The organism is Kribbella sp. NPDC056861, assembly GCF_040687575.1.
In the GTDB taxonomy this organism is placed as follows: Bacteria; Actinomycetota; Actinomycetes; order Propionibacteriales; family Kribbellaceae; genus Kribbella.
Map to the genome: position 1 here is coordinate 52,585 of NZ_JBFBNQ010000011.1, position 12,466 is coordinate 65,050.

9 protein-coding genes are annotated in these 12,466 nt (G+C 67.9%); 6 read left to right on the top strand and 3 right to left on the bottom strand.

Annotated elements, in window-relative coordinates; translation table 11 throughout:
• Window positions 1-69 precede the first annotated feature (69 nt).
• Genes AB0P21_RS39870 through AB0P21_RS39880 form a run of 3 tightly spaced genes read left to right on the top strand, consistent with a single transcriptional unit; the run spans window position 70 to window position 6,208 of the window.
• Window positions 70-615 (top strand): sigma-70 family RNA polymerase sigma factor, encoded by a 546-nt coding sequence (locus tag AB0P21_RS39870; protein ID WP_363704493.1) that lies wholly within the window; start codon window positions 70-72, stop codon window positions 613-615.
• Complete coding sequence (locus AB0P21_RS39875; protein WP_363704495.1) at window positions 612-1,676, top strand: hypothetical protein; 1,065 nt, start codon at window positions 612-614, stop codon at window positions 1,674-1,676. The genes AB0P21_RS39870 and AB0P21_RS39875 overlap by 4 nt, the downstream gene beginning before the upstream one ends.
• Window positions 1,667-6,208, top strand: a complete 4,542-nt coding sequence (locus tag AB0P21_RS39880; protein ID WP_363704497.1) for an FtsK/SpoIIIE domain-containing protein — start codon at window positions 1,667-1,669, stop codon at window positions 6,206-6,208. The genes AB0P21_RS39875 and AB0P21_RS39880 overlap by 10 nt, the downstream gene beginning before the upstream one ends.
• A 70-nt stretch (window positions 6,209-6,278) precedes the next feature.
• On the opposite strand, the gene AB0P21_RS39885 is transcribed toward AB0P21_RS39880, so the two are convergent.
• Window positions 6,279-6,593 (bottom strand): hypothetical protein, encoded by a 315-nt coding sequence (locus AB0P21_RS39885; protein ID WP_363704499.1) that lies wholly within the window; start codon window positions 6,591-6,593, stop codon window positions 6,279-6,281.
• Window positions 6,594-6,615: 22 nt separating this feature from the next.
• A complete protein-coding gene (locus tag AB0P21_RS39890) occupies window positions 6,616-7,551 on the bottom strand; it encodes a hypothetical protein (RefSeq protein ID WP_363704501.1) in 936 nt (311 codons plus the stop codon).
• A 140-nt stretch (window positions 7,552-7,691) separates the two neighbouring features.
• Here AB0P21_RS39890 and AB0P21_RS39895 point away from each other — a divergent pair, with 140 nt between their 5' ends.
• On the top strand, window positions 7,692-10,208 hold the full coding sequence (locus tag AB0P21_RS39895; RefSeq protein ID WP_363704503.1) for a right-handed parallel beta-helix repeat-containing protein: 2,517 nt from the start codon (window positions 7,692-7,694) through the stop codon (window positions 10,206-10,208).
• Window positions 10,209-10,297: 89 nt separating this feature from the next.
• Window positions 10,298-11,311: a ricin-type beta-trefoil lectin domain protein gene (locus tag AB0P21_RS39900; RefSeq protein WP_363704505.1), complete on the top strand. Its 1,014-nt coding sequence runs from the start codon at window positions 10,298-10,300 to the stop codon at window positions 11,309-11,311.
• Window positions 11,312-11,376: 65 nt separating this feature from the next.
• Here AB0P21_RS39900 and AB0P21_RS39905 read toward each other — a convergent pair whose 3' ends face one another.
• Window positions 11,377-11,757, bottom strand: a complete 381-nt coding sequence (locus AB0P21_RS39905) for a hypothetical protein (protein WP_363704507.1) — start codon at window positions 11,755-11,757, stop codon at window positions 11,377-11,379.
• Between the two features lie 263 nt (window positions 11,758-12,020).
• Here AB0P21_RS39905 and AB0P21_RS39910 point away from each other — a divergent pair, with 263 nt between their 5' ends.
• Window positions 12,021-12,359, top strand: a complete 339-nt coding sequence (locus tag AB0P21_RS39910) for a hypothetical protein (RefSeq protein ID WP_363704509.1) — start codon at window positions 12,021-12,023, stop codon at window positions 12,357-12,359.
• Window positions 12,360-12,466 lie beyond the last annotated feature (107 nt).

Sequence of the window (12,466 nt, forward strand, 5' to 3'; positions counted from 1 at the left end):
ACTTGAAAATTGACCAATTCCGACCACCCTCTTCGGCCCTGACCTGCCGCCGCCCCGGCTCGCTCCCCAGTGAGGTGCATCATCGAAGATGCCGCGTCCCGTCGTACCGATCTTTTCGCCCGATGTCTGGCCGAGCGCGAGGACCTGCTCCGGTACGCCGCCAGCCTGCTCAATCACGATCTCCATGCGGCCGAGGACATCGTGCAGGAGACTCTGTTGCGTGCGTGGCAAGCGGCGGACACCCTGGACGGGGAGTACCGCCCGGTCCGGATGTGGTTGTTCCGGGTGGCCCGGAACCTGATCGTTGATCACTACCGCCGCTCGCAACGGATCGTCCCGGCCGGAATCGATCCCGCGCTGTTCCACGATCAGTCGCCGACTCCGGATCCGGCCGACCGTACCGTCGACCGGTGCGTTCTGACCGCCGCGATGTCCACCCTGACCCGCGAGCACCGCGAGGTGGTGACCCGGATGTACGCGCTCGGTGAGCGAGGCCCGCGGATCGCGGAGGCGCTCGGCATTCCGCCGGGGACGGTCAAATCGCGGTCGCACCATGGCATCCGCGCCCTGCGCGACGAGTTGGGCCGGCAAGGCTACGAGGGGGAAGCGGCGTGAACACGCAGTTCAGCGGCACGATCGGCTGGCTGGGGGTGGCCGGCCTGGTTCTGCTCGGGGCGATGCTGCTCCATCTGGTGGTCCGCAAACTCGGTGGCTGGCGGCGGAACTACCGGCGGGCCCGGAGCGAACTCTCGCTGATCTGGCATGCCTGGTCCGATCCCGTGATCGTGCAGATCCGCTACCGCCGTCGACTCCGTTTTCTGACCACGACGCTGAAGGACAGCAACTGCTGGTTCGAAGCCGGGCTCGCACTCGAGCATGCGGCGGCCACAGGCCACGGCATCACGCCGTACGCGGTCGCACTGAGCCCGCGACGAGTCGGCGTACTGGTGGCGGGACCGGTTGCCGACCACTCGCCGCCGGGCGATCCCTGGCAGGCCGACAGCGATGATCCCCGGCTGTGGTGGATCGAGCGTGACGAACTGCTGTCGCTCACTGCACCCGCAGCACAGGCAGTTGAGGCCGAGGCACCCTTGCTGGTCTGCCTGGGTGTCGACAGCAGTGGCGGGTACGCCGTTCTGCTGGATCTGCTGGCAGGTCCGGCGTCGTTGTCGGTCTTCGGCGACGAGTCGACCGCCAGGTCCACCGTTCAGGCGCTGGCGGCCCAACTGGACGCCAGGTTGCCGGTCGCGTCCGTGGAAGTTGCCTCAGGCATCCATCAGCGCCACGCCGGGACGTCGCTGGCCGAGGCGGTCAGGCGTCCTGGCGTCTGGTTCGCCGTCGGAGCCGAACAGCTGCAGTTCGACCCGCCGGCCGGCGTACGGCTGATCAGTCTCGGCCCCGCGCACGGGACGACGACCTTGCTCGAGGCCCGCGAAGGCTTTGCCCTCCGGCTGCACACCGGACCCGACTGGTTGCGGATCGACCAGCAGCCGCTGGCAAGAGCCGTGGCACGGGCCGTCCGCTGGTTGCCCGAGCACGACTTCCAGCGGGCTGCTCATGCCGTCGAGGTCGACGAAGCTGACGACTTCGCCGACGATCTCCCCACCATCACCGGCATCTCCGCGGTGGTTCCCGCCGACGCGGGGGCCGAACGGAAGGTCGACGCATGGAACTGACCATCACTGCCGTCGATCCGGACAGTGGGACCCGAACCGACCAACGCCTCCGCGTCACGGCGGACCTACCGGTGGCGACGCTGGCCGAGACCCTGGCCGGCCGGCCGGCCGTCCCGCTGTACGCCGGTGACCGGCTGCTCGATCCGGCCTCGTTGCTGCCCGAAACCGGTATCCACGACGGCACCGTTCTCGGGATCGGTGCGCCCGCCCACGATCCGGACGCGATCGAGATCACCGAGCAGACCGACGTCGTCCAGGTCGAGGTGCACGCCGTCTCGGGGCCGGACGCCGGACGGATCTGGCGGCTCGGGGTCGGCAGTCACGAGATCGGATCCGGGCCCTTGTGCACCCTTCGGCTGACCGGGGACGACGTACCGGTCGGCGGGCTCTGGCTCACCCTGCGTCCCGACGGCTCCGCCCGCTGGCAGCGCACCGGCGAGCTCGACGGCTCGGTCCGGGCCCGATGGATCGGCCCGCCGGCCGATGACCTCGCCACCTCCGCGATCAGGCTCGCGCCCGAGGACGAGGCCCACGACCCCAAGGATCCACCGAAACCGAAGAGAACGACCCGTGACCCGGGGACCGACGAGCAGCCCGTTGGCGGCACCGATGATCCCGGCTGCTTCACGTGGCCCGCCAACAGCGATCTGCGGGTGGGCCCGGTGCTGTTGCGGTTGGGTGGAGACCTGGAACCAGCAGCGGCCGTCCGCCAGTCACCCGACGGCTTCGGGCTGGACTACAACCGGCCGCCACGACTTTCCCCCCATCTGGACGACAAGCAGATCAGACTCCCGTCGCAGCCGACCAAGGCAGAGAAGCGGCCGTTCCCGTGGATGATGGTGCTGTCCCCGGTCGTGATGGGGCTGCTGATGGTCTGGCTGCTGCACTCTCTCTACTTCCTCGCCCTGATGGTCATGATGCCGATGATGATGCTGGCGAACTGGACCTCCGGCCGGAAGTCCGGGCGCCGGGAGAAGCGGGAGGCGATCCGGCTCTACCACGCCCGGCTGGAGGCACTGGAGACCGAGGTGCACGCCGCTGTCGAGCGGGAACGCCTGATCCGCAACGAGATGGCGCCCGACCCGGCCAGAGTTGCCGTCCTCGCGACCATGCCAGGCGTCAGGCTGTGGGAACGACGCCGTACCGATCCCGACCATCTGCTGCTGCGGCTCGGTACGGCCGATCAGCCGTCGGTCAAGGAACTGCACGATCACAACCGCGAGGAGAACCACCAGAGCATCCACTGGCAGATTCCCGACGCGCCGATCACGCTGCACCTGCCCAGTCACGGCGTCGTCGGGCTGGCCGGGGCGCCCACACCGACTCTGGCAGTGGCCCGTTGGCTGGTCGTTCAGGCCGCTGCTCTGCACTCACCCAACTGGCTGCGCATGGTCGTCCTGACCGAGCCGGACCGGGCGGAGGACTGGTCCTGGGTTCGCTGGTTGCCGCATCTGCGTCCGCTCAGCCCGCAGGACACGGCAGCGGTCGCGATCGGTAACGACCCCGCCTCGACGGTCGCCCGGGTCTCGGAACTGGTCACCCTGATCAAGGCGCGGCAGCGCGCCGCCGCGGCGACCGAAACCAGGAACTACGTGCCCGAGAGCACCGTGTTGCTGATTGCCGACGGGTCACTGCGGCTGCGCGATGTCCCGGGTCTGGTACAGATCCTGACCGAGGGCCCGCAGGTCGGTGTGCTGGCCATCTGTATCGACCGCGAGCAACGTTTGCTGCCGGAGGAGTGCCTGGGCGTGGTCAACGTCGAAGGTACCGAACTGACGCTGCGGCAGCACGACCTGCCGGACCTACGCCAGGTGCGGGCCGACCAGGTGGAACCGCAGTGGTGCGAGCAGGTGGCCCGGGCGCTGGCCGGGATCCGTGATGTGAGCCCGGACTACGACACCGGACTTCCCCGTCAGCTCCGGATGCTCGAGTTGCTGGACCTCGAACCACCGGACAGTGCCGAGTTGCTCGCCCGGTGGAGCGTACGGCCGGCCTCGACCACCTTTCTGCTGGGACGTGACTTCGAAGGACCGCTCGCGATCGACCTGTCCGTGGACGGTCCCCACGGCCTGGTTGCCGGTACGACGGGCTCGGGCAAGTCCGAGCTCCTGCAGACCATGGTGGCCTCGCTGGCCTCGGTCAACCGGCCGGACGAACTCACCTTCGTCCTGGTCGACTACAAGGGAGGCAGCGCGTTCAAGGACTGCGTCGGCCTGCCACACACTCTGGGCATGGTCACCGACCTCGACTCGCACCTGGTCGAGAGAGCCCTCACCTCGCTGGAGGCCGAACTGCGCCGGCGGGAGCGAATCCTCGCCGGAGCCGACGCCCGAGATCTGCTGGACTACCAGGTCAAGCGCTCAGCCGATCCCGAACTGCCCAGGCTGGCGCGACTGGTACTGGTGATCGACGAGTTCGCCGCGATGGTCAAGGAGATCCCCGATTTCGTCCCGGGCCTGATCGGTATCTCGCAGCGGGGCCGGTCGCTCGGCATCCACCTGATCCTGGCCACCCAGCGGCCCGGCGGGGTGGTGACCGCTGATCTGCGCGCCAACACCAACCTGCGGATCGCTCTGCGGGTCACTGGCCAGATGGAGAGCCAGGACATCCTGGAGACCAACGAAGCGGCCGCCATCCCCGCCTCGATTCCGGGCCGCGCCCTGATCCAGCGCGGGCCGAAAACGGCAGACCTCTTTCAGGTGGCCTGGTCCGGGGCCGAGCGACCCGACGCTCAACTGGCCGACCTGCTGACCCAGGCCGCGGGGCCGAGCATCGAAACCATGGAGCTGTCGTGGACGGACCTCGGCCGGCCCACAGCGCCTCCCGGACCACCGGCTGGTCCAGCCGGCCAGGCGGCGCCGGTGATCGTTCCCACCGATCTCACCGCTCTGGTGTCGGCGATCCGCGAGGCCGTCGAGCAGCTGACCGACTACACGCCTCAGCCCAGCCCGTGGCAGCCCGCCCTGGCCGAGACGCTCCTGCTCGACGACCTGCCCGCCATCGACGTGGGTGACCTGGTCATTCCGTACGCCCTGGAGGACCTTCCGGCGTTGCAGTCGGCCAGGGTCGCGGCCGTCGACCTGAGGTCCTTCGGCCATCTCTACGTCATCGGCGCGCCCCGCAGCGGCCGGACCCAGTTCCTGCGCACACTCGCGGGCTCGGCGGCGAAAACCGCCAGTTGTGCGGATGTCCACATCTACGGGATCGACGCCGCGGGGGGTGGACTGGCCGCGCTCACCCGGCTGCCGCACTGCGGTGCGGTGGTCTCCCGGGACCTCGAGCGGATCGGCCGGCTGATCGATCGGCTGTTGACCGAGTTGTCTCATCGCCAAGATCTCGCGGCCCTGCACAACGTGACCGGCCTGACCGAGCTGCGCGAACTCCTGCCGCGTGACGAGCGGCCGGCCCATCTGCTGGTACTGGTCGACGGATGGGACGCACTGACCGCGCTGCTCGACGAACACGACGGTGGACGGCAGATCCAGTCCCTGACCAGTCTGATCCGGGAGGGTGGTGCGGTCGGAATCCATGTGATCGCCACCTCCGAGCGCGCCCTGCTGTCGGGGCGGCTGAGCGCGCACAACGACCACAAACTGCTGTTGCGGCAGGCCGACCGGTCGGACTTCCTGGCCGGCGGCCCCCGGCTGCTCAAGAAAATCCCTGCTGTGGTGCCGGCCGGCCGCGGCTGGCACACGCTGACCGAGACCGAGACCCAGATCGCGATGCTGGCCACGGGGGGCGGCAGCGACCAGGTCAACGCGCTGCGGGCGATCGCCGAACTGGCCGTCGCCCGGGACGCCAAGGTCAGCCGCGATCGGCGGCCGTTCAGCGTGGCCGCATTACCGACCTCGGTGGGCTTCGAGCAAGCCTTCGAAAAGGTGCCCCCGGCCGCCCGCCGCCCGATGTGGGCGCTCGTCGGCCTCGGAGGAGATGATGCCGGGGCGGTGGGTGCCGACCTGGCCGCCGCGGCCTCGACCTTCGCGGTCCTCGGCCCACCCGGAGGCGGACGGAGTAACGCACTCGCCGCGATGGCTGTTTCGTTACTGGCCGGTGGAACAGCACTGGTCGTCCTGACACCGCGCGATTCGCCGTTGCGCGCCCTGGCCCAGCATGCCCGCGTCACCTTGTTCGCCGATGTGGACCCGACCGAGGACGAGGTACGAAACGCCCTGACAGCTCATTCGGGACCAGCAGTGGTTCTGCTCGACGACGCCGATCTGCTGGTGAAGGCCGAGTGCGACGGCCTGCTCCGGGAACTGGTCGTGTCCGGACGCGACCAGCATCGTGGCCTGATCTTCGCCGGCACGCCGGACTGTCTCCAGGTCGGCGTCAGCGGATGGATCAGCCTGGCCCGCCGGGCCCGGTCCGGGATCATCATTCAGCCGCAGCAGGCCCTCGACGGTGACGCGATCGGGGTCCGGCTGAGCAGTTCCGTGGTCCGCACCGCGGCACATCCGGGCCGGGCCTTCATGGCTGGACCGGGCGGGAAGATCATCACCCTGCAGATTCCACTCACCACACTCCGGTCCTGACCGACATGCCGACGGTCCGGCGGTCACCATCGTCGGGAACCGATGGTGACCGCCGGACCGGAACCGCTGGTCAATTGGTGGGCGATCCAACTTTGTTGAAGTTGTGCTGGATGCTGGTGTCCATCTCCTGCCCTGCCTTGCCGATTCCGGCGATGCTCTTGGCGAAGGTCTCGATCCCCGCCACCGCGGCCTGCAAGTTCGTGTTGAAGTCGGTATAGGCGCCGAGCAGGGCCGGACCACCCTTCTCCAGCCGCATGCCGTTGTTCGTCAACTCGACGATCTGAAGTCGCAGGTGCTCGATCTCCGGCGCCATCTGCTCGGACGCTCTGGTCATCAGCAGGCTGACTCGTTCGATCTCGGGAAAGTCCAAATGCAGAACTGCCATCACACACTCCTAGGGTCACTGGTCATTTGCCATCACCGCCGCTGAATCCGGTCCAGCCCTTCCAGGTCGTCGCGCTGCCGTTCTCCCCCTCCTTCGGCGCGTTCGGGTCGTCGGTACCGGAGACCCAGACCCATTCGCGCGGGGCGTTGTCGGAGTCGTTCGGTCCACGGACGAAGTTGTTGTGGTCCCCCGTGCTGTCGACCGCCAGCATCGTTCCGGAGCCGTCGCCGGCCAGTACCACGTCACTGTGGTAGATGCTCTTGTCGGGGTAAAAGGTGTCGGTGATGATCCGGTCCCCGCCGTTGAAGTACATGGTCACCGTGTCGTACCGCTGACCGTCGTACTCGGCCGTGGTGTGCTCCCGGATCACCGTCTGGCCGTCCTCGGCCAAGGTCAGGTGGGTGTGCACCGTGCCGTGGTCGCTGACGAACTCCCGATCCAGCGGAGGCGGCCCGGGATCGGTCGCCGCACAGAACTCCGGCGGGTTGCCTTCCGGGTTCGCTCCGGTGACGCACTCGGCGAGGTTCGCCTGCTTGTAGTCCCAGTCGGCCTTCTCGGACAGGTAGTTCTGCAGGCCGTAGTTCGCCGCGGTCACGGTCATCTTCATCGCGGTCTCGATGTCGAACTTCCGGAACGCCTCGCCGACGCTACCGAAGGTGTGGCCCAGTTCGGTCAACCCGTCGTGGGCCCGGCCCAGGGTGCTCTTGGTGTTGTTGTACAGCTTGCGGATCGAGCCCTCGACGAAGAGATTGCCCAGACCACCGGTCGAATCAGGCTGCACCTGACCGCGGAAGTGGAAGTCGTTGCCGCCCTTGTCGCCGCCACCCCCTTGGTCGTTCTTGACCACATGGGCGAAAACCGACTCGTTCAGCAGCGGTTTGATGCCGTCGGCCAAACTGACCAACTGGTTCTTCGCGTCGTTGAGCAGGTCGTAGTCGATTTGCACGCGGGTAGCCATCGGACCTCCGGAAATCGCAGGACGTTCGCTGAAACCACGCTGTGGAAGGGTGAACGGTTCACCGAGCACTCCGGTCACGAGCGATTGCCGCCATCTGCAGCAGTAGTTACCATTGGTCAACTACTGAGCAGGAGACGCCGATGACGACGCGACTGGTGTCGGCCAGAGGCCGACGGAACTTCCGCCGGGTCGAGGAGGCCGTTCGCGCGGCAGCACCCGGTGACGAGATCCTGATCGCCCCGGGCCGGTACGTCGGCGACATCGTGGTGGACCGCTCGGTCAGTCTGCGTGCGGCACCCGGCCAGGGCGTTGTCGTACTGGCCGGCAGCCCCGGAAGCACTGCACCCACCCTGGTGATCCAGGGACTGGACTGCACGGTCGACGGGCTGACCATCAGCCGGAGCGAGGCTGACGACACGGCGGCGGTGGCTGTGGCGCCGGGCGCCGGTCTGCTAATGAGCGACTGCGTGGTCACCGGTGGCCGCGTACAGGCCCGCGGAGAGGACCGCTCCCGCAAGGGGTCGGACCTCACCGGGTACGGCGTCACCAAGCTGGTCCTTCGACGCACGACGATCACCGAAGCGCGGCTGGCCGCCGTTCACCTGGCCGGCTGGGTCGCGGCCGAAGTACAGGACGTGGTGCTGGAGTCCATCGACGGCATCGGTGTGGTGCTGTCGGGCTCGGCGAGCCTGACTGCCTCGCAGTTGCGGATGTCCGGGACCGCGGCGTACGGGATCCGTCTTCGCGGTGACAGCAGACTGCGACTGGCAGACTCGGTCGTCCATCGATCGGGCGCGACCGCCCTGCTGATCGAGGACTCGGCTCAGGCCGTCCTCGCGGACTGCAGGCTGGACGCGGCGAAGGTCGCCGCCGTTCAGCTGTCCGGATCGGCCAGGGCCGAGCTCAAGGACTGCCGGCTGGCGAACGCCGAGGCCAGCGGGCTGGTCGTCGAGGACAACGCGACCCTGGTCGCGGACGGCTGCACGGTGTCGGATGCCGGCGCGAACGGCCTGCTGGTCTCCGGATCGGCCACCGCGACCCTGATCGCGGGCCGGATCGACCGGACAGCCTTCAGCGCGGTGCATCTGAGTGGCCGAGGGGTGGTCAGACTGACCGACTGCTTGATCAGGGAGAGCGGCCAGCACGGTATCCGGCTCAGCGACGAGGCTGTTGCCGAGCTGCACGTCTGCGGCGTTCAGCAGTCCGTCCTGACCGCGCTGTCCGTGATCGGTCTGTCGTCAGCGACGGTCAACGGCTGCTGGTTCGACGGGGGCCGGATCGGGGTCGCCGTCGCGACCGGTGCCGATGGCACCGTGCTGGACGGATGCACGATCACCGACTCCGAAAGCAGTGGAATCGAACTGACCGGCACCGGCGCTGTTCGCCTGACCGCTGTCCGGGTGGCTCGTACGCGCGCCGCGGGCGTCGTGATCGAGGCCGGCGTGGCACGGATCGAGGACTCCTCCATCCGTGTGACCGGCGGCTCCGGCCTGGTCGTGTGGTCCGACGCCAAGCCGGAGGTCAGCGGTCTGCGAATTACCGCAGCCGGCAAGAACGCCCTTTATCTGGCGGAGAACGGCAAGGGGAGCTTCGTCGACTGCGATCTCGTCGGCAGCGCCTACCCCGCGATCCACGTCAGCAGCAGTAGCACGCCGGTTTTCAGAGGCTTGCGGATCCGGGAATGCGGCGGTGAGGTGAGCCAGGACGACGGAGCACAGCCACGCTTCGAGGACTGCACCGCGGACGGGGTGCCGTTGGCGGGGAGTCTGCCGATCGGCGCGGTCAGCGGTCCCGCCCGGACGGCGTACGAACTCGACGTGGCGGAGCCACCCGAGGTGGAGAGCCTGGAGGACGTGCTGGCCGAGCTCGACGAGCAGGTCGGACTCGGCCGGGTGAAGCACGAGGTTTCCTCGATGGTGAAGCTGATGCAGACCGTCCGGCTGCGCCAGGCAGCCGGGCTGCCGGCGCCGCCGCTGAGTCGTCACCTCGTCTTCGCCGGAAACCCGGGGACCGGCAAGACAACGGTCGCCCGCCTGTACGGCCGGATCCTCAAAGCCCTTGGCCTGCTGGAACGAGGGCACCTGGTCGAGGTCGACCGGACGGCCCTGGTCGGCGAATACGTCGGGCACACCGGGCCGAAGACGACGGCTGCATTCAACCGCGCTCTGGGTGGAGTGCTGTTCATCGACGAGGCCTACTCCCTGGCACCTCTGGGGGGTGGCAACGACTTCGGCCAGGAAGCTGTCGCCAGCCTGGTCAAGCTGATGGAGGATCACCGCGACAACGTGGTGGTCATCGTGGCCGGCTATCCGGTCGACATGTCCCGGTTCATCGGCTCCAACCCCGGTTTGTCCTCGCGATTCACCCGGACGCTGACGTTCGACGACTACTCGGCGACAGAACTGGTCGGCATCGTGGAACACCAGGCCGGCCGCCATCGCTACGAGCTGACGGACTCCGCGCGAGTGGCGCTGGAGCAGCTATTCGACCAGGTCCCCCGGGACCGGGGATTCGGCAACGGCCGGCTGGCCAGGCAGGTCTTCCAGCAACTGACCGAGCGGCAAGCGCGCCGGCTGTCCGAAGTGTCCGCGCCGTCCTCCGACCAACTGGTCAGCCTGGAGATCGAGGATCTGGCCGACGACCTCCTCGCATCCTGAGAATTCGCCATGATTTTGTTGACCAATTGACGACCATTGGTCAATCTGCGATCGTGAACCGACTGACACCCTGAGGTTGGGAGACCACCGTGCCATCCGATCGTCCCGATCCGCTGCGGAAACCCGACGCCGGGTTCTCCTCCACCTTCGCCCGGCGGCCTGCCGCCACCCGAGTCAGCGAGCTGCCGAGCCTGCGGGCGATTCGGTCGACCGCTGCCCTTGCGGGGCTGCTTGCCGTCGCGGTGTTCGGGGTGTCCATCGTGGTCAAGGCCGTCGGGGCCGAGGGCTCCACCGTCGTCGACTCCGCTGCGAACCTGCCGGGCAGTTCGACGCGGCCGACCACCCCGGCCGCCACCACCCCCAGGCCAACCACGGCGCCGTCAGCTCCGAAGGGGACTCAACCCGTCCAGCCGCGGCAGCCCACCGTGACCGCGACCGTGATTCGGCCTGGAGTGGTGGTCACCGCTCCTGCTCCCGTTCTGCCGCAGCCGAGGTCCGCGCAGGCTGTCCCTCAACCTGCTCCGCGGGCCACGGCTCAGCCGAGGACACCGGTTCGCAGAACACCGGTGACGACGACCGTCAAGAAGCCGGGTTCCGGCTCGAAGAAAACGACGACCAGCACCAAGGCTCCGCTGAAGAAGACGGTCAGTACGCCCAGGACGACACCGCTGAAGCCGACCGTGATCCGCCCCAAGCCGGCACCGACGCGCGGTACCGGTATCAGGATCCGCAACGTCGGCAGCAACCGCTGTGTCGACGTCGCCCACGGGTCCAGCGGTTCGGCCGTGGACGGGGCCCGCCTGCAGGTGTGGAACTGCAACGGCGCGTCGAACCAGACCTGGCGGTTCTACTCCGACGGCACCATCCGCTCGCTCGGCAAGTGCATGGACCTGGCCCAGGCACTGACCCTGGACGGCACCACGATCGGGCTGTTCACCTGCAACGGCACCTGGGCCCAGCAGTGGCGGCTGGGCGCCAACGGCGGCAATCTCTACAATCCGACCGCCAAGAAGTGCGCCTACCCGTTGCTCACCAGTAACGGCGGACGAATCGTTCTGCGCCCTTGCAGCAGCTCGAAAGCGATGCTCTACAAGACCCCCTGAGCGGACCGCCGGGTGATCGGACCCACCCGGCGGTCAACAACACCTTCCAGGCCGAGAAGTTCAGCTCACCGCGGGTAGATGGTGATGGCTCGGACGTCACCGTGCCTGGCAGGCCCGGTCACCGGTTCCGCCCAGGTGCCAGGGTTGTAGGGCCAGACGATCGCATCCTGCCCCCACCCCTTGGTGATCCGCAGACCACCGCCCCACCGGCCGCCTGCCACACCGGTGACGCGGATGATGTCCGCTTCACCGAGGTAGATCACCGTCGCCGCGCCCGGTTTTCCCTCGAAACAGAAGTATCCGTCGTTCTGGGTGTAGATCCGGACGACGTCGGTGCGGTTACCACAGGCCAGACCGATCCGCAGAGCGGCAGCGTTGGCCGTCGGCGCAGTGCCGACGACGACCAGCATCGTCACGGCGAAGGCGAGCCTCTTGATCCGTCGCATTCTTCGTGCTCCTGTCAGGTGCCCGGTACGAGTCCGGTGTCATCGTGACAGGTGCGATCTGCTTCTCCTCAGCTCAGCTCGAAACCCTGGTGCCCGACCGCAGGTCACCTGCACGTCATCCGTTGGGATGATCGGCCGTTCACCGGTACGACTCAGGCATGATCTCCGGCGGATATCGTTGACGAAGGCAACTAGCCGGGCGCATCGTGGTCGTGGCCGGCCGAGATCCGGACGGCCGTACATCGTGATGACAGTGGAGAACCATGCGTTTCACACAGCCGAGAACCGTCGCCGTTCTGGCCACCACAGCGGCCGTGCTGGCCGTGCCGATCACCGCTGCAGCTTCGGCGCAGAAGGCCGAATCCTGCCGGGAGGCCGGATTCGTCCACGTTCACACGGCCGGCCTGGTCCGGGAGAAGTGCTTCTCGGGGCCGGCCGAGGAGAATGTCTTCCTCCCCGAGGTACGGCGGATCACGAACGGGAACAACCTGCTGGATGTCACCTTGCAGTCCGGGCAGAAGATCGTCTTCGACCGGAAGTACCAGGAATTCACCAGCTTCGGCCCGGGCCAGACCGTGGTGCATCTGTCCATCCACGCCTGACCGCCGACGATGACGGGACGGGCACCTCACCCGTCCCGCCATTCCCAACGACGAGCAACGGTGAGGACTCCCTGCTCGCCGCCGCCGAGACCTCACCGGAGGCCATG